This is a genomic window from Paenibacillus sp. Z3-2 (assembly GCF_054161325.1).
In genome coordinates this window covers 3,616,951-3,635,237 of the sequence record NZ_CP096397.1, presented here as the reverse complement: position 1 = coordinate 3,635,237, position 18,287 = coordinate 3,616,951, and the positions used below count along the sequence as shown (strand labels likewise).

The following is an 18,287-nucleotide window of genomic DNA, read 5'->3' as shown; positions in this document are numbered from 1 at the left end:
CTTATCGACGGGTGCTGCCGGGAAACTTCTGCTCTTGAAAATCATTGGCAATAGCAGTCATTTCTTCTTCCGAAAGGGTGCCAAACAGACTCATATTGTTGGAACCCATCATCCACTGAAAGGAGTTATAGGGTGGGCCGATATACATCAGTGCTTCCGTGCCGTCCGCCAGCTTTACGGTGCTCATATCACGTAGCATGGCCCCTTCAATTTTCTCCCCAGGCATGACATAGACATAATCAAACTGGATGATCTCATCCTCTATGCTCTTGCCTTCACTGGTATATTGAACTCTCATTTGTGTGGATTCATAATAATCGTCTGGATTCACAGGGTTTTCCGTATCGAGCACGAGTTCGAATTTGACCTTGTTGAATCTCTCGGGAATGGCCTTGGATAACAGAAAGTCACCCATGAACCCTTCGCGTGCGATCTCTTCCGTAACAAGTACTGGACGAAGCAGGTGGCTCGATAACTCATACGAAGGTGTATTCAGAGCCTCTTCTTCTTGTGCTTTAAGAATGTCGTCTAAGCTGGTTTCCGGTGGTGGAGGGGTTTTGGCTGTTGACGGATCAGCCCCCAGATGGGTCGTGCGATCCTCGATGATAATGGATTTCATACCATTGCCCCAATCTTTGATGGATTGCACAAAAGGGGAAACAGCTTGTGTTCCAGAAGGCAAACTGAATATGACCGCTCCGATCGTTACAGATGCAGCGACTACGACAGACAGTCGTAAAGTACGTATTCTTTTTTTACGTAAACCGATTCTGTTAATTTCCTTGTGTACCTTCTGCCAGGATTGCTGCATAGATTCGGTATGGGAAGCGGAAGGGGCAGAGACGGCCTGATGGAAAGCTTCGTCAAAAGCCAGGTCAAACGCAGCGTCGAAATATTCGTCTTCCAGCTCTGAATCAAATAGCTCCACATGCTTATCGGACTTGCCTTTGCTCAATGCTTCCACCCCATTCCTTATGTAATTTCTTCTTGATACTGCCGCGGGCTCTGAACAAGCGTTGCTTCACAATGTCTTCGGAGGTGTCCAGCAGCTCGGCCATCTCCCGGTAGGAGAGACCTTGTTTCCACCGTAACTCCACCAATACACGATATTCCGGTTTGAGCTGTCCGAGATAATATTCAATGGACTCTTCCATCATCTGCGTCTCCACCATGCTTTCTACGGAAGCTGCTGTCTGATTCATCGTCTCCATATCTATAAAAACACTATCCGTGTCCAATTGGTTACGGTTATTTTTATTTTTTCTCAGATAATTAATAGCCGTGTTCCGCGTGACGACCTTGAGCCAAGCTTTCAGTTTGACCTCGTCTTCGAAGAGGGGTTTGTTTTTGATGATTTTGATAAAAGCTTCCTGAATAATATCTTCTGCTGCTGCACGTTCCTTGATGATATAAACGATAAGACCATGTACCATATTATAATATTCATAATACACTTCTTCCTGAAGTGCAGAGCCTAAATTATGGAAATCTGAGGCGAGTAGTAACTGAAGCCGATTGGCCATTTTGTTCTCCTTTCTGGTGAACAGTCCACAAACATTGGTATCATTACATTTTACAACATAATATGGAAACGATACAATGGGAGGTTGGTCCGAGAAAAACCAGATGAGGAGAGCGTGTGTAGTCTCCGAGACAATCTGATGAAAATTAATAAAAGGCTGTCTCGCAAACCATAAACGAATGGTTGCAAGACAGCATTTACGACTGTTCAGTGAAAATACATTACGGGATAGAACTCAACCGTATCCGTTAGAACGCCCAGTCTCCCTTAAGGAAGACAGCTTCACGTTCGCCGTTTGCCGTGATACCGTAGATGTCCGTCTCGGGAGAGCCCATCATGAAGTCCACATGAGTGATGCTGGTGTTCATGCCACGGTCTGCAAGTTCTACAGGAGACATCGTTTTGCCACCTTCGATATTGAATGCATAGGAACTGCCGATCGCAAGATGGCACGACGCATTCTCATCATACAATGTAGTGTAATACAAGATGCCGCTCTCGGAGATCGGGGAATGGAAGGGAACCAAAGCGACTTCGCCAAGGTAGTGCGACCCTTCATCCATGGAGATAAGTCTTTCCAGCGTATCCTGACCTTCTTCAGCATGAAAATCAACGATGCGTCCGTTCTCGAATGTGAGTGAAAAACGATCAATGATACTGCCGCCATAACTGAGCGGTTTGGTGCTGGATACCTTACCGTTAACGCCGTGCTTGGCTGGAGCGGTGAATACTTCCTCTGTCGGGATATTGGCAACAAAAGGTGTACCTTGCTCATTCACACTACCCGCCTGCGCCCAGATATGACCTTCTGGAAGTTCGACAGTAAGATCTGTCCCAGGAGAGAGGAAGTGCAGTGCTTGGTACTTCTTGTTATTCAGTGCAACGGCCTTGGTCTCCAGTCGTTCAATATGCTGTTCCCAAGCCGCTACAGGGTCGTCCAGATCGGCTCTCACCGCAGCAAAAATGGCTTCCCAGAGCTGGCTAACCTGCTCAGCTGCCGGGAGATCCGGGAATACTTTGGCTGCCCAATCGGGCGAAGGGCAAGCTACGCCCGTCCAGCTCATTTTATCCGCCTGTTGATACTGACGGTACTTGGTCATCGCCTGTCCAAATGTACGCTGATGTGTCGAGATTCGCTCTGGGTCAATGCCTTTCATCAGGTCCGGGCTGGATGATAATACCGTCAGGAAGGCTGCATTATTGGCCGCCAGTTCTTCAAGCTCCGCCGCATGCCATTTGGGAGGCTCTTGGAATGATTCCTCAGGAGCCATTTCAAACCGTAAGCGATTTACGGTTTCATCTCCGTATTTTACAATAACCTGCTTGGCGCCAGCTTCGTATCCCTTGCGCACAAGCAAGCGTACGAATTCAGCGGTATCAATCATTGCACTGATGACAAATACTTGCCCGGGCTGAACGTTAGCTCCTACTCTTACAGCAAGTTCAGCGTAACGATCCAGTTTTTGTTCAAAACTTAACATATGAGTTCCCTCCAATGATTGAAAATTCGATCTGTTGACACAGGAAAAGAGAGGAGTAAACTCCTCTCTCCTAATCACGTTAAACCGTTTTAAAATGCCCAGTTTCCTTGCAGGAAGATCGGCTCTTCCGCGCCTTCGGAAGTCACGCCGTGGATGTTCATTTCTCCAGATCCAATCATGAAGTCTACATGAGTAAGACTGGAGTTCATGCCACGTTCAATCAACTCTTCTTTGGACATCGTTTTACCACCTTCCAGACAGAAGGCATAGGCATTACCGATAGCCAAATGGTTGGAGGCATTTTCGTCAAACAGGGTATTGTAGAACAAAATATTTGTATCGGAAATTGGTGATTGATGTGGAACGAGGGCTACTTCCCCCAGATAGTGTGCACCTTCATCCATCTCGATCAGGTTTTTGAGTGCATCCAGTCCCTCCTCAGCGGTGTAATCTACGATTCGACCGTTCTCAAATGTAAGGGAGAATCCATCAATCAGGTTACCGCCGTAGCTCAGTGGTTTCGTGCTGCGCACTGTGCCGTTAACACCGGTTTTCAGTGGAGCTGTGAATACTTCTTCGGTAGGCATATTGGCAATAAAGACATGTCCTTGCTCATTCACACTTCCACCGGATACCCAGATATGCCCTTCTGGAAGTTCAATGGTCAGGTCTGTGCCTGGAGCTGTATAGTGAAGCTTTTTGTATTTCTTGTTGTTCAGCAGATCAGCGCGGGAATCCAGGTTTTGCAAATGAGTTTTCCATTCGGCAACAGCATCCTGCTCACCGATCCGTACTGTTTTGAAAATGACATCCCACAGGCGATCCACTTGTTGTGCTTCCGGCAGATCCGGGAACACTTTGGCTGCCCATTCAGGAGAAGGAACGGCCACGATAGACCAGCTGAATTTGTCAGCCATCTGATAAGAACGATATTTTTCAAGCGCTTTGCCGCGCACTTTCTGGCTAGTAATGATCCGTTCCTGAGCAACACCGTTTAGCAGATCAGGATTCTCAGCGATGACGTGCAGTACTGCGGCGCCTTCTTCAACGAGTTCAGTCATTTCAGCTGCAAACCATTTCGGTTCAATGGAGAAAGCTTCATCAGGAGCAAGATCGTAATGAAGACGGGTAACGGATTCGTCGCTCCAGTTTACTTTAACCAATTTGGCCCCTTTACCGTAAGCTGCTTTAACGATTAGTCGTACAAAATGCGCTGCCGAGATTGGAGCGTTAACCACGAGCGTCTGTCCAGGGTGGACATTGACACCGACTTGAACAGCCAGTTCAGCATATTGCTGCAGATTCGTTTCGAAAGTATTCATGCTATTTTTTCCTCCAATGTGATAATAATATCGTAGCTTGTTGGCTAATATAGATGTTGTTCAAACACGTATTATAATCCTCATTACAACTATGTAAGGAATCAGAAGGGTTCCTTCATTGAATAAGGTATACGTTGCTACGATATATATTGTACAATTAACCAATAATAATTACCAAACTAGGTTTACCAAAAATGTTGGAGAACCACTGTAGATGAGAGATTAAAGGAGAGAATGATTGTGAATATTGAGATTATAAGTGCTGAAATGCGCCGTGAAGATGAAAAAAGTTTCGTGGGGAATACCGTTTTCCGTACAGAAGGTGGAAAGTCTGTGTATGAGATTACCTTCATGAGCAAGAACGGAAAAGATTGGGACTATAGCTTGCATTTCACGGAACAATCCGGAGATGAAGATGAACTGCTGCGTATGGACGAGCTGCTTGAGAATGATGACGACTTGTACAATCAGTTGCTCGATGCTGCCTTGGAGGCATATCCGGCCTAACAGGCCGAGATGTTCTTGTTCTATTGTGTCGTGTCGATGACTATACTAGACGGTGTATGCCCGAAACAGGGTGTATACCGTCTATTTTATTGGAAATATTGAATAGATGATCCAAAAAAGGGAAGTCTACGAGATGAATGGAACCAGAGAGACAATCCGCCTAATGGGAGGTAACCGTGAATGGCATCTGACAATCTGATTACAGAAGGGTTGACGGGGCTTGAAGAAGTCGCGCCCGATATCCTAAGTCTGCGCACACTATTCGTTAATGTCGTGTTCATCGGAGAGCCAGGAAGCAGGAACTGGGTCCTCGTGGACACCGGAATGGCGAAATTCACTGATCATATTGTTCAGGTTGCAGCAGAACGTTTTCAAGGTCCACCGTCTGCAATTATTTTGACACACGGTCACTTCGACCATGTAGGAACCGTTATTGAACTGGAACAATTCTGGGGTGTGCCTGTGTATGCTCACCCGCTTGAAATTCCGTATTTAACGGGGTTAAAAGATTACCCGCCAGCGGACCCTTCTGTAGGTGGAGGTCTAATGTCCAGGTTGTCATTCGCTTATCCCAATGAGGCAATCAACCTGGATGATCGGATATTCAGTTTACCCAAAGATCATTCTGTCCCTGGCTTATCAGGATGGGAATGGGTTCATACGCCAGGTCATACCCCTGGACATGTGTCGCTTTTTCGGGAAGCGGATCGTTTGCTGATTGCGGGAGACGCGATCATCACAGTGAAGCAGGAATCGCTGTGGAGTGTGTTGCTTCAGGACAAACAGTTGCATGGCCCACCGTCCTATTTCACCACCGACTGGCAGGCTGCTCATCAATCGGTTCAGCATATCAGGCATCTCGAGCCGAAACTTGTGATTACCGGGCATGGGCATGCTTTAAGCGGAGATATGCTGAGTGAATCCCTGAAGCAGCTTGATCTGAACTTTGAAGAGAGCACTGTCCCGGATCACGGCAAATATGTGGATTGATTGAACCATGATATGAATGGCACCAGAGACAGCCGCAGCGGATTGCAGCTGTCTTTTTTCTGCCCTTTTTCTGTTTCTATCATGAATTTGTTCTCTATCATAGATTGGTATTTTGTTCGCGGGCATGATATAGTCGAGCCGTATAATATAACCATAGTATGCAGGAGGTACATATAACGATGACACAGCAAAATGCAGCATTTGAAGAACAATTTGGAGGAGTTCCAGCCGTTTGGCTTCGTTTTAATCAATTTGAAGCGGCAGTTATTCCAAGCGTGGGTGCCAACCTCGTCGCTTTCCGTGATACAGAAAAGGGATTTCGTTACTTGAGAGAGCCGGATCAGGATCAAATGGATGAGTTTATGGCTGCACCTGCGGTCTATGGAATTCCGATTCTTTCTCCACCGAACCGTTACGAAGGTGGACGTTTTCCTTGGAATGGTAAAGTCTATCAATTGCCAGTGAACGAACCCGCTACAGGCAACCATCTACATGGATTCTTACATGATGCCGAGTGGAAGGTCGAGGGATATGGATCAGACCAGCTGGAGAGTTATGTGCTGCTTAGCCAGGACGTGAAGGAAGGACATACATTCCATCAGTACCTGCCATTTACGTTCACGGTAACGCTTCGGTACTCTTTGAGTAGCCAAGGACTTCAGCAGCAATTGATCGTTCGTAATAACGGCAAGGAATACATGCCTAATCTGTTTGCATTCCACACCGCGATCGCTGTACCATTTGCACCGGACAGCCAATCCTCGGATTACACGGCCAAAATTACGATTGGACAACGTCGTGAATTGAATGAGCGTTCCCTGCCAACAGGACAATTTCAACCGCTTTCACCAGAAGAAGAACAGTTGAAGAAAAACGGGGTTAGTCCGTTCTTTGCGGCCATGGATAATCATTACACGGCAGAGCCTCAGAATGGACGTAACTATATGGAACTTACGGATCATCGTACTGGTGACAAACTTATATATGATGTGGGTACATCTTACAAGCACTGGATGATCTGGAACAATAACATGGGTGGCGACTTCTTCTGTCCAGAACCTCAGATGAACCTGGTTAATGCCCCGAATGTTGAAGGCATCCCGGCAGAAGAAATCGGTTTGATTGGTCTGGAGCCAGGCGAACTGTTCGAACAGACAAGCCGACTGTACCCAATTACGTCACAAAAATAAATTCACGCTCGTTTTGCGTTGCGCTTACAATTTTGTCGAAAAGGTGAAAACCTGCTCGTAAATCATGTATAATATGACGAGATACACAAGCTTTGTAGAGACCCAAACCATTTTTTTGGAGGAGGACAAGCAAGTGGAATACCGCATTGAGAGAGATACGTTAGGCGAAATGAAAGTACCAGCCGACAGGCTGTGGGGAGCTCAGACGCAGCGCAGTAAGGAGAACTTTCCGATTGGCCGTGAACATATGCCGATGGAAGTTATACGTGCCCTTGCCATTTTGAAAAAAAGTGCTGCGGCCAGTAACCATAAATTAGGTAAATTATCTGCGGCCAAATCAGATGCAATCGCTTATGCAGCAGACGAGATTATTACAGGTCGAATTGATGACCATTTCCCACTGGTTGTGTGGCAGACCGGTAGCGGAACGCAATCCAATATGAATGTGAACGAAGTCATTGCTAATCTGGGTAACCAACTGCTGGAGCAGAAGGGCAAGGAAGAGCGCTTGCATCCAAATGATGACGTGAACATGTCCCAGAGCTCTAACGACACATTCCCAACGGCGCTGCATGTCGCGGGTGTTCTGGCTGTTGAAGATCAACTCTTGCCGGCCATTGCGGTATTGAAAGCCACTTTTGCAGACAAGTCGGATGCATTCAAGGACATTATCAAAATTGGACGTACTCACCTTCAGGATGCTACGCCGATTACGCTGGGTCAGGAGATCAGTGGTTGGGAAGCTATGCTGGGCAAGAGTGAGCGCATGATTCGTGAAAGTGTGCAGTACCTGAAGGAGCTTGCGATCGGAGGTACAGCTGTCGGAACCGGAATCAATGCACATCCTGACTTTGGGGACTTCACTGCCAAGGAGATTGGCAAGCATACAGGTAAAGATTTCGTATCTGCACCAAACAAATTCCACGCACTTACAAGTCATGATGAAGTTGTGTATGCGCACGGTGCCGTTAAAGCGCTTGCAGCAGATTTGATGAAAATCGCCAATGACGTACGCTGGTTAGCCAGTGGTCCCCGCAGTGGATTGGGAGAGATCCGGATTCCGGAGAATGAGCCAGGTAGCTCCATTATGCCAGGTAAAGTCAACCCAACTCAGAGCGAAGCAATCACCATGGTGGTGACGCAGGTCATGGGGAATGATGCAGCGATTGGTTTCGCGGCAAGCCAGGGTAATTTTGAACTGAATGTATTCAAACCGGTTATCATCTATAATTTTCTGCAATCCGTGCAACTGCTGGCGGACTCCATTATTGCGTTTAATGACAAGTGTGCGGTAGGCATCGAGCCTAACCTGGATCAGATTGAACATAATCTGAACAATTCACTTATGCTGGTTACAGCGCTCAATCCGCATATTGGTTATGAGAATGCAGCCAAAATCGCGAAGCTTGCGCATAAAGAAGGATTGTCCTTGAAACAGGCGACGTTACAAACGGGCCTGCTTACCGAAGAGCAATTTGATCAGTATGTCGATCCAGCCAAAATGATCGCTCCAAAGGCCTGAAATCAGCCTAAATGAGAAGTAAAAATCATTGAAGAAGACGACCTGCAGAAGCAGGTCGTTTTTCTAATGCAAATCGATGAACTTAAAGCTTGTCAGACTATACGTATACATATAAACTACATATGCAACAGTTGTACTGAGATTGTATAGGATTCGTATATATTTGGAGGTTTCCGCGTTGTCAAAAACGAGAAGATTTACGATACGCTCCAAAATTCTCTTGGGCTATCTTGTTGTTGTGGTTTTATTTGGTGCTGTCTTGCTGGTTCTTACGGCCCAAATTAATGTCTTGCAGAAGGAAAATGATTTTATCAGCCATCATGATCTGGAAGTACATAATCTGACCAACGCGATTGAAAAAAATGTCTTGAACATGGAAACAGGACAGCGTGGATTCATGATTACAGGCAATGAAAGTTACCTGGAGCCTTATTCCCAAGGCCTCTCCCAGTGGAATTCCAACTATGATCAGTTGAATGTTCTCATTAGTGACAATCCTTCACAGCAGCAGAGTCTGGAGAATATCAAAGCACATATTACCCGCTGGATTGAGATCGCTGGGGAACCGTCGGTGAACTTAAAAAAGCAAGGTGATCAAGCGGAGGTCCTTGCGTTCTTCCAATCTGACCCGGGTAAAACGGAAATCGATCTGCTGAGATCCCAGCTTACAACCTTCCGTAACACAGAAATTGCTCTGACGGAAGCAAGAGTAACCGATCTTGCCAGACGAAGTTCCACACTGCTGACGATTATGTATACGTTATGGGGGATAATTGCAGCATTATCAATCACCGCTGCGTTCGTAATTTCAGGCAATATTGTCAAAACGTTACGAGATGTTATGCAAACGATCAGCGATATTTCCAAAGGTGGAAACCTGAAGCAGAGAATTCAGGTGCGAACCCATGATGAAGTGGGTGATCTGGGGCATGAAACCAACAAATTGCTGGATGAAGTGCAGGAACAGAATCGGATCAAGGATCAGATTACGGGAATTGCTACGCTCTTGCAGAACCCGACCAATCTGGAGGGACTGTCACGCTTGTTCCTGAACGAACTTGCCATCCAGTTTGAAGTGCCTTATAGCGTCCTATATTACTGGAAAGACAATCGACTGCTACGCGTAGCTGCATATGCTGCGGATGGAGAGAAAGAACGTTCGCTCGGTAAAGTGTCGCTTGTCCCGGGTGAGGGACTTGTCGGACAAAGTGCTGTCGAGAAGCGAGTCTTGCGCATGAATGATCTGCCTCAAAACTATATCCGAATCTCATCTGGCCTTGGACATGCATCTGCCACATCACTTACCGTAGTACCGGTCCTGTTCGAAGGCAGAACAATAGCGGTAATCGAACTCGCTTCAATGAATCCGCTGCAAGAGAAAGACATGAAGTTGATGCAAGAACTGACGGAGATTTTTGGTGTTTCACTACACTCCACCGTCACTCGTATGGAGTTACAGAATTTGTATGATGAGTCACAAGTTCTGAATGAAGAATTACAGGCACAATCGGAGAAACTTCAGGCTCAGACCGAAGAGATGCTGTCTCAGACGGAGGAGCTGCAAATGCAGACCGAAGAGCTTCATATGCTTAATGATCGCCTGGAAATACAGAAGAATGCTGCAGAGACCTCAGCCAATGAACTCTCGGTTGTAGCAGATCAGCTACGCACTAGTTCGGGGTACAAATCCGAATTCTTGGCCAACATGTCCCATGAACTGCGGACTCCGCTTAACAGCATGTTGATTTTATCCGAAATATTGTCTGAAAATAAAAATCAAAACCTGAATAGTGAAGAGCAGAACTATGCTTCAGTCATTCACAAGTCAGGTAAAGACCTGCTGAATCTGATCAATGATATTCTGGATCTATCCAAGGTGGAAGCCGGACAGATGGAAGTGGATTTCGATGATGTCTATCTGGGCAGTCTGCCTGAAGTCATGAATCAGTATTTCCTGAAAACAGCGGAGCAGAAAAGAATAGATTTCCGAATTCAGCTCCAAAGTCCTTTGCCGGAAACGATCGTGACTGATGAGATGAGATTGCACCAGATTCTTCGAAATCTGCTCTCCAACGCATTCAAGTTCACCAGTGAGGGTGAAGTTGCCTTAACGATCTCCAGCGTGAGTCTGGCTCATTCGGAAGCCAAAGGCCAAGAGACAGATGTGATTGCTTTCTCCGTCAGTGATACAGGTATCGGGATTGCGGATGACAAACTCCTGCAAATCTTCGATGCCTTCAAGCAGGCGGACGGAGCTACGGCTCGTAAATACGGGGGGACAGGGCTTGGCTTGTCCATCTCTCAATCGCTTGCGACTCTGCTGGGGGGTTCTATCTCAGCAACAAGCCGTGAAGGGCATGGCAGTGTATTCACGCTGTTCCTGCCACTGAGAATGGATGAGCCTGAGACCATGCACACATCCCGGTTGTTCCTGAATGAGGTGGCTAGCACCATCCCCGAGATCAACAAACTTCCTTCATTGACCACAGCTCCATCGGATATGTTATTAACACCTCTGGAAGAAGCGTTGCTCAGCGGACGCCAAGTGCTTGTCGTTGATGATGATATACGTAATGTATACGCATTAGCTAACGCTCTTGAGCAATACGACATGAATGTCATTTCAGCTCAGAACGGATACGAGTGTCTGGAACTGTTGGAGCGCGGAGGAGTAACGCCTGATCTCATCATGATGGATATCATGATGCCGGAACTGGATGGCTATGAGACCACTCGCCAGATCCGAGAACGACTTGGCATGACCCAGCTTCCGATTATTGCGCTGACAGCCAAGGCCATGAAAGAGGATCGGGAGAAATGTATTGCTGCGGGCGCTTCGGACTATCTCAGCAAACCGCTGAATATCAAAGAAGTATTATCTCGTATGAAACTATGGATAAATCACGAAACATTCGAGATCTGACCGTAGTTGAACTAAAAATTATTTACACTGACACTACGATGACAGAACAACCCTCCAATCGCTGTTATCGTGTAAAAGGATTACTTCAACGTTATGTGGGTCATAGTAAATTATAAAAACCTATGCCGATTACAGGAGTGTGTGCTGTGATTAGGTCATAGGTTTTATTTTTTTGTCGTGTAAGCTTTATTCTTGAATTTGATGTTATAATACTTAACAATCAACAAAGTGAAATGGCTGAATATAGATTTAATTAGAAATATAATCCAGAATTAAGTCTGCGGAAACGACAATAATACGATATTGTGTTATATATATGGGAGGTAGTGTCCATGCAACTTACGGTTAAAGAGGCTTTACAGGTATACCCGTTGTCAGAGGCCAAACTGGTTGCGGGTGGAGAAGGGACTTCACGGATGATGAAATCCGTTAATGTCATGGACGCTCCTGATATCGCGGATTGGATCAAATCCGGAGAAATGCTGTTCACCACCGCTTTTATTATGAAAGACAGTGAGACGGATGCATTACGTTTGATGCGACGCTTGAATGAACGCGGCTGTGCGGGACTCGGCATCAAGTTGGGACGCTTCTGGCAGTCCATTCCCCAAGGTATTGTCGAGGAAGCCGATCGACTTCGGTTGCCGCTCCTTGAACTTCCCTTTCAATTCACCTTCTCCGACCAGATGAATGCCTTGTTCAAGGCTGAACATGAACGCAGTAACCGATTGCTGCATGAGGTCGTGCAGAAGCAGAAGAAATTAATGCAGTTTGCGCTGCAACAGCAGCCACACCGGAATGTGTTTGCCGAACTAGTTACAGTGTTGAACTATCCGCTTGCAGTCATTGGTTCTCGTGGACATGTGCTCTATGGCAGTGAAGGTATTGCAGGGGATGCGGTGACTCAGGGTTGGCCTTGGAAATCCGTCATGCATCGCGTGAAATGGAATCAAGGAAGCTGTCACCGCGTACCGATTAAGCAAAATGATGAAGAATACGGATCGTTGCTTGTGTTTACGGATTCAGCCCTGTCGCTTCGAGCAGAAGAAGAGTTGTTTCAGCAGGCTGCCGATGTACTGGCTTTCTATATGGATATGACCTATCGTGAGCACATTAATCCGACCGTGCAGGATGAGATGCGCACACTGCTTACACAGTATTTGGATAACAAAATGACCGTTCAGGAATTAACCACTATGAGTGAGAACAAAGGTGTCCATCTGTTCCAGGGAACCTATCAGTGTGTGCTGATCACGCTTGAACCCACTGTGTTTGCCGAGGGAAAGCTGCTTAAACAGATTCATCGCGAGTTGCAATACAATCCGCTGATGCAATTCACGGCTTCACAGCATTTCCAGATCGAGGATGGCATTCTGTCCATCTACACCTGTCCAACAGGGCGAGATTATGGAGAGGAGCTGTCAAGTTTTCTGTTGAGTCGGTTCGGTGATGTTCTGGCAGCGCAAGAAGCGAAAGGAGCACCAGCTCCGCGCTTCTGGATCAGCAAAATGAAACATGAGCCCAAGTCGCTCCGTGAAGCGTACCAGGAGTGCCTGGATACACGACAACTGGCTCGCCGATTCGGCATGAAAGATCGTGCGCTGCAATTTGAAATGCTCGAATTTGCCTACGTGTTCCAACACGTACCAGATAACATCATGGAGAACTACTGCAATAAAGTGCTCGAACCGTTACTTGCCAGGGACGGTGATCCCAATCAGGTTTTGATGAATACGCTGGAGTCCTTTATCGAGAATGACGGACTGATCAATGAAGCTGCCAAGCAGCTGTTTGTACATCGGAACACCGTTACCTATCGCATGGAGAAAGTCGGCAGCTTGCTGCAGATGGACTTTAAGAAGACGAATGATCTGCTTAAGTTGAAGCTGGTATTCACCTTTCGCAAGTTTGTTCGGGACAAAGCCGCTGCCAGACCGCAAAATGTCCAACTCTAGACCGTACATTGTGCAACATCACAATGCTACCGAGTCAGACACCCAAGAACCGCATTCCCTTGATGGAGTGCGGTTTCTTTATGTTTGAGGATAACGAAAGATGTCCTTGCCGTGCACAGCAAACAAATCGCAACTATGATGTTATGTTATATTACAAAATTGCGTAAATATTGTTGTCGCGACATTGAACGACACTTAAAATGAAGAACTATAATCCACAACAGACCGGAGGTTCTAACATGAGCGACATCATTAAACTTGTTAACAACTGGTCTATCACACAGTTCGTGCATACGTTTGGCGGGTTATTCGAGGAATCACCGTGGGTAGCTGAGCGTACCGGGCTTTCACGACCTTTCGATTCATTTGAACAGATGATGCATGTGATGACGAGTGTGGTTCAGGCATCGGATGACCTGGTGAAATTGCAACTGCTACGAAATCATCCTGATCTTGGGGCGCGAATCAGCATGAGCACCAATTCCGTGCAGGAACAAGCTGGTGCAGGGCTCGATTCACTTTCACAGGAACAATACAACGAACTTCAACAATTAAACAAAGCATATACAAGCCAATTCGGCTTTCCTTTCATATTGGCCGTAAAAGGTCATACCGCAAGCTCCATCCTCGAGTCCATGCGGCAACGTCATCGCCGAGGCAGGGAAGAAGAATTCGAGACTGCCTTGAAGGAAGTTTTCAAGATTGCGGGCATTCGCTTGGAGCAGTGGCTCGCACAGATCGGCCATGAATATGAGTTCGTAAGCAAGCCAGCCGCAGTGCAGCAGCGGACGATGTATTACGGCAAAGGGGATGTGTGGTTGTACCGTTCCTATGTCAAACCGTTGACGGGTATACAGTCGATCCCGGAATCTCCGTTTATGGGACGCAGTAATATTCTGTTTGGATTGAACATTAAGGTCGCTGTGCAGGGCGATGAATTCTTGCCTTCTTTTGCAGAAGGGGATAATTCGCTGGTGGTGGCAACCGATTCGATGAAAAACTTCATTCTCACACATGCAGCCGAATACACAGGGGCAACGGTGGAAGGATTTCTTGCACTGGTAAGTCGGCGCTTTCTGGAGACGTATCCGCAGATGACCAAGGTTCAGATGACAGCAGACCAGATTCCTTTTGAAGATATACCGATTGGGTTGGAAGGAAGCTATCGACCGAGTGCGCTCGTATTTCGTTATTCGCAGAATGATCGCGCGACAGCTGCCGTGGAAGCAGAACGAACCAGTGGCTTGATTAAACTGAGCAACCATTTCAGTGGTGTAGCCGATCTGAGACTGATCAAGGTCAAAGGCAGTGAATTTGCCGGATTTATGCAGGATGAATATACCACTCTTCCAGAGACAAGGGATCGACCGTTATTTATTTTCCTGAATATCAATTGGCGTTATGAAGATCCGAGAGATGGCATCGATGATCAGCGCGGACGGTATGTAGCGGCGGAACAAGTCAGAGATTTGGCTGCTGCGGTATTTCATGAATGTCGGTCCGCTTCCATTCAACATCTGATCTACCAGATTGGACGAAGATTGTTAATTCGATTTGAGCAGTTATGTGAGGTTTCATTTGAATCCAACAACCGGACCTGGGAGACGGTGCTGGAGGAAGTGAAAGAGGGGGAAGGCAAAGTGTTTACCGAGCCGAGACCACCTTATGGATTCCAGGGTTTCTCGATGACAAGGAATGATCTGGGAACAGACGGCCGTGACTCCGGGAAAGAAGGTGACGTCTAATGTCGATGTCTGGTGGACGAATTACAACACATGTGCTGGATACATCCAAAGGCGTCCCTGCTGCGGGTGTTCGGATCGAACTGTATATCCTGAAGAGGGATGAAGAGCAGGAAAGCAAGATAAAAGTTGCTGAGTCGGTAACAAATGCGGATGGGCGTTTGGATGCTCCGCTGCTGGATGGAGGCAAGTTGGAGCAAGTGATATATGAGCTTCAATTCCATGTGGAGAGTTATTACGCACAGCGTTCATTGGAAGAGTTGGGGCAGGCACTGTGGACTGTCGTTCCGATTCGTTTTGCCGTATCTGATGCGACAAGCCATTACCATATTCCGTTATTGATTGCTCCAGGAGGTTACAGTACATACCGGGGAAGCTGAGCATGCACTCATCCGGTTCTGATTCAGGGGAGGGTCATCCATATGACAACATTTGATACCATCATTCGGGGGGCCCGGGTGGTGCTGAAAGACCGCGTAGAAGAACTGGATATCGGCATTACTGGTGAGAAAATAACAGCTATATCCACGCAGCTCGCCGCTGGCGAAGCGACTCGGATCATTGAAGCTGAAGGCCTTACGGTGATGCCGGGTGTAGTGGACATTCATGTACATTTCAATGAACCCGGACTCGCCAGTTGGGAGGGATTCAGGTCTGGATCGGCATCCCTTGCCGCAGGGGGAATCACGACCTATGTCGATATGCCGCTTAACGGCGTACCACCAACCACACGGCCGGAAGCATGGGAGATGAAAATGAGAGCAGCCGCAGACCAATCATATGTCGATTATGCGTTCTGGGGAGGCTTGGTTCCCGGCAATCGTGATGAACTTGCTCCACTGGCAGGGTTGGGTGCTGCCGGATTCAAGGCATTCATGTCCGAGCCGGGTGGTGAAGGGGAAGACATCTTTGCGAGAGCAGATGACCTTACACTGCTGGACGGGATGCATGAAATTGCAAAATTAAACCGTGTGCTGGCACTTCATGCAGAGGACGAAGGCATGGTTGCTGAACTCGGCGCAAAAAGCATTGCGGAGGGAAAGACGGAACCGATGGACTATGTCCAGTCGCGTCCTGTTGAAGCCGAAGTTGTCGCGGTTGCCCAGGCATTGCAATATGGCAAACAGACCGGGTGTGCGCTGCATTTTGTGCATATTAGCACTCGGGAAGCGCTGGATTTGATTGCAGAAGCCAAACGGCGTGGGCAAGACGTCACTTCGGAGACATGCCCTCACTATCTGACACTGACCGATCAGGATGTGGTTCGATTGGGTGCTGTAGCGAAATGCGCGCCACCTCTTCGCAGCTCTTCCGAACAGGAGCAGTTATGGGATGCACTGACGTCAGGATTAATTGATGTTATTGCTTCAGACCATTCTCCATGTCCGCCATCCATGAAACAATCCGATAACTTTTTTGAAATCTGGGGCGGTATATCCGGAGCGCAAAGCACACTGTTGATCATGCTGGAGGACGGACATCTTCAGCGCAATATCGACCTCCCGTTACTCGGAAGGGTGCTCTCCCTGCAACCTGCCAGAAGGCTTGGTCTGGAGAATAAAGGAGAGATTGCGATTGGCAAGGATGCAGATCTGGTCCTGATTGACTGGGAGAAGAGTACAACCCTGAACACCGAGGATCTGCTCTATACACATAAACAGAGCCCCTATGTGGGACGTACATTTAACTGTTGCATTACAGACGTATTCTGCCGTGGGCAAAAGGTATATAACTCGGAATCCGGATTATCTCCTGAACCTATCGGGCGGCACATCATAGTCCACTCCTCTAGTCCCATCGAGGTGGGAACGGAGGAGACGCCATGACAGAGTCTGGAGTATACCGGTCATCCGGTACGAATAATCCACCTATTCCTTTGCTTAATGTAGAACAGGTGGAGCTGCAAGCCATGCTCGACTGGCTGTCGACATATGGTGCGGATGCACAGGGTGGCGTCACGCGGCTGTTGTATGATTCGGCTTGGTGTGAAGCACAAGGAGCCCTTGCTGCCAAAATGCAGGAGAAAGGGCTCTCTCCCGAGTTCGACCAGTCCGGCAATCTATATGGCACATTAAAGGGCGAAGGCAAGGAAACAACGACTGGTGCTGAAGCATTACCGATTGTGACCGGATCACATATGGATACTGTGGTGCATGGTGGTAAATATGATGGTGCTTACGGTGTGGTGGCGGGAGTCCTTGCATTGGAGTATTTACAGAAGCATTTTGGAGCACCGAAACGAACTCTTCAAGTGGTATCCCTATGTGAGGAAGAGGGAAGTCGATTCCCTTTCGCGTATTGGGGTTCACGCAGTATAACAGGAATGACGACTCTGGAAGACGTAGAGCATTTGAAGGATCAAGACGGCATTACCTTTGCACAAGCGATCCGTCATGCGGGCTTTGGACCCGATACTGCATATAGGCCCGCTGCGAAAAATTATGGTGCCTTTATTGAGCTTCATATTGAGCAAGGTCAGGTTCTGGAACGACTGGGGCATTCGATTGGAGTCGTATCCGACATCGTGGGTCAGAAGCGGTTCAGTATTACCGTAAGCGGGGAAGCGAATCACGCGGGAACGACCCCGATGTCCTGGCGCAAAGACGCACTTGCCGGAGCAGCCGAGATGATTACTGCGGTAAGAGGTATCGCATTGGAAGCAGGCGAACCACTCGTAGCCACGGTTGGGCGAATCACGGCCGATCCGGGTGTTGGGAACGTGGTTGCAGCCCAGGCGGTGTTTTCACTGGATATCCGTCATATCCGGCAGGAGAGTATTGATCGCTGCTGGCAGGATATGCTTCAGGCTTTTAGTCGTATCGCAGCTGAGCTGCAGCTCGGACTGGACTGGGAAGAACATCTATCTGTCACACCCATTCCCATGAATGCGCAGATAATCTCGGACATTCAGGACATCTGTGAGCAGGAGCAATTGTCCTACTGGCCCATGCCAAGCGGTGCCGGGCATGATTCGCAGATTTTTCAGCCGGCTTGTCCGACAGCCATGATCTTTGTGCCGAGCCAGGATGGTATCAGTCATAATCCACTTGAATATACAGCTGAAGCAGACCTGATGCACGGTTTTCGAGTTCTGGTCCAGCTACTCTATAAATACGGTTACGGGAGTTGAATG

The 18,287-nt window shown here is 47.5% G+C and carries 14 protein-coding genes; 10 read left to right on the top strand and 4 right to left on the bottom strand.

Annotated elements, in window-relative coordinates; translation table 11 throughout:
- Position 1: 1 nt before the first annotated feature.
- From M1D71_RS16220 to M1D71_RS16205, 4 genes are all read right to left on the bottom strand, one after another.
- Positions 2-955 (bottom strand): hypothetical protein, encoded by a 954-nt coding sequence (locus M1D71_RS16220; RefSeq protein WP_458122803.1) that lies wholly within the window; start codon positions 953-955, stop codon positions 2-4.
- On the bottom strand, positions 933-1,523 hold the full coding sequence (locus tag M1D71_RS16215) for an RNA polymerase sigma factor (protein ID WP_145321929.1): 591 nt from the start codon (positions 1,521-1,523) through the stop codon (positions 933-935). The genes M1D71_RS16220 and M1D71_RS16215 overlap by 23 nt, the downstream gene beginning before the upstream one ends.
- A gap of 247 nt (positions 1,524-1,770) precedes the next feature.
- Positions 1,771-3,003: an aminopeptidase gene (locus M1D71_RS16210; protein ID WP_458122802.1), complete on the bottom strand. Its 1,233-nt coding sequence runs from the start codon at positions 3,001-3,003 to the stop codon at positions 1,771-1,773.
- Between the two features lie 89 nt (positions 3,004-3,092).
- The gene (locus tag M1D71_RS16205) at positions 3,093-4,325 is read right to left on the bottom strand and encodes an aminopeptidase (protein WP_458122801.1); all 1,233 of its coding nucleotides are present in this window, start codon (positions 4,323-4,325) and stop codon (positions 3,093-3,095) included.
- Between the two features lie 234 nt (positions 4,326-4,559).
- Between M1D71_RS16205 and M1D71_RS16200 the strand changes: the two genes are divergently transcribed.
- The 10 genes from M1D71_RS16200 to M1D71_RS16155 all read left to right on the top strand — a co-directional run bounded on the left by M1D71_RS16200 (position 4,560) and on the right by M1D71_RS16155 (position 18,284).
- Positions 4,560-4,832 carry a hypothetical protein gene (locus M1D71_RS16200; RefSeq protein ID WP_458122800.1) on the top strand — a complete coding sequence of 91 codons (273 nt, stop codon included), beginning with the start codon at positions 4,560-4,562 and terminating at the stop codon, positions 4,830-4,832.
- Positions 4,833-5,012: 180 nt separating this feature from the next.
- Entirely contained in the window at positions 5,013-5,822 is an 810-nt protein-coding gene (locus M1D71_RS16195; protein WP_458122799.1) for an MBL fold metallo-hydrolase, read from the top strand.
- 179 nt (positions 5,823-6,001) lie between these two features.
- On the top strand, positions 6,002-7,012 hold the full coding sequence (locus M1D71_RS16190; protein WP_458122798.1) for an aldose epimerase family protein: 1,011 nt from the start codon (positions 6,002-6,004) through the stop codon (positions 7,010-7,012).
- A 133-nt stretch (positions 7,013-7,145) separates the two neighbouring features.
- Positions 7,146-8,534 (top strand): class II fumarate hydratase, encoded by a 1,389-nt coding sequence (fumC, locus tag M1D71_RS16185; RefSeq protein ID WP_458122797.1) that lies wholly within the window; start codon positions 7,146-7,148, stop codon positions 8,532-8,534.
- Between the two features lie 178 nt (positions 8,535-8,712).
- Positions 8,713-11,457: a CHASE3 domain-containing protein gene (locus tag M1D71_RS16180; RefSeq protein ID WP_458122796.1), complete on the top strand. Its 2,745-nt coding sequence runs from the start codon at positions 8,713-8,715 to the stop codon at positions 11,455-11,457.
- A gap of 332 nt (positions 11,458-11,789) precedes the next feature.
- Positions 11,790-13,412 (top strand): PucR family transcriptional regulator, encoded by a 1,623-nt coding sequence (locus M1D71_RS16175; protein WP_458122795.1) that lies wholly within the window; start codon positions 11,790-11,792, stop codon positions 13,410-13,412.
- A gap of 239 nt (positions 13,413-13,651) precedes the next feature.
- A complete protein-coding gene (gene pucL / locus M1D71_RS16170; RefSeq protein ID WP_458122794.1) occupies positions 13,652-15,157 on the top strand; it encodes a factor-independent urate hydroxylase in 1,506 nt (501 codons plus the stop codon).
- Positions 15,157-15,534, top strand: coding sequence for a hydroxyisourate hydrolase (gene uraH, locus M1D71_RS16165; protein WP_458122793.1), 378 nt, complete (start codon positions 15,157-15,159; stop codon positions 15,532-15,534). Before pucL ends, uraH begins: the two co-directional genes overlap by 1 nt.
- 42 nt (positions 15,535-15,576) lie before the next feature.
- Positions 15,577-16,980: an allantoinase AllB gene (gene allB / locus M1D71_RS16160; RefSeq protein ID WP_458122792.1), complete on the top strand. Its 1,404-nt coding sequence runs from the start codon at positions 15,577-15,579 to the stop codon at positions 16,978-16,980.
- Positions 16,977-18,284, top strand: a complete 1,308-nt coding sequence (locus tag M1D71_RS16155) for a hydantoinase/carbamoylase family amidase (protein WP_458122791.1) — start codon at positions 16,977-16,979, stop codon at positions 18,282-18,284. Before allB ends, M1D71_RS16155 begins: the two co-directional genes overlap by 4 nt.
- Positions 18,285-18,287 lie beyond the last annotated feature (3 nt).

Bases quoted from the DNA above. Each gene is read 5' to 3' on its own strand.
- allB (WP_458122792.1), top strand. From the start codon at position 15,577: ATGACAACATTTGATACCATCATTCGGGGGGCCCGGGTGGTGCTGAAA.
- M1D71_RS16215 (WP_145321929.1), bottom strand. From the start codon at position 1,523: ATGGCCAATCGGCTTCAGTTACTACTCGCCTCAGATTTCCATAATTTA.
- M1D71_RS16195 (WP_458122799.1), top strand. From the start codon at position 5,013: ATGGCATCTGACAATCTGATTACAGAAGGGTTGACGGGGCTTGAAGAA.
- M1D71_RS16210 (WP_458122802.1), bottom strand. From the start codon at position 3,003: ATGTTAAGTTTTGAACAAAAACTGGATCGTTACGCTGAACTTGCTGTA.
- M1D71_RS16155 (WP_458122791.1), top strand. From the start codon at position 16,977: ATGACAGAGTCTGGAGTATACCGGTCATCCGGTACGAATAATCCACCT.
- M1D71_RS16190 (WP_458122798.1), top strand. From the start codon at position 6,002: ATGACACAGCAAAATGCAGCATTTGAAGAACAATTTGGAGGAGTTCCA.
- M1D71_RS16205 (WP_458122801.1), bottom strand. From the start codon at position 4,325: ATGAATACTTTCGAAACGAATCTGCAGCAATATGCTGAACTGGCTGTT.
- pucL (WP_458122794.1), top strand. From the start codon at position 13,652: ATGAGCGACATCATTAAACTTGTTAACAACTGGTCTATCACACAGTTC.
- M1D71_RS16200 (WP_458122800.1), top strand. From the start codon at position 4,560: ATGATTGTGAATATTGAGATTATAAGTGCTGAAATGCGCCGTGAAGAT.
- uraH (WP_458122793.1), top strand. From the start codon at position 15,157: ATGTCGATGTCTGGTGGACGAATTACAACACATGTGCTGGATACATCC.
- M1D71_RS16175 (WP_458122795.1), top strand. From the start codon at position 11,790: ATGCAACTTACGGTTAAAGAGGCTTTACAGGTATACCCGTTGTCAGAG.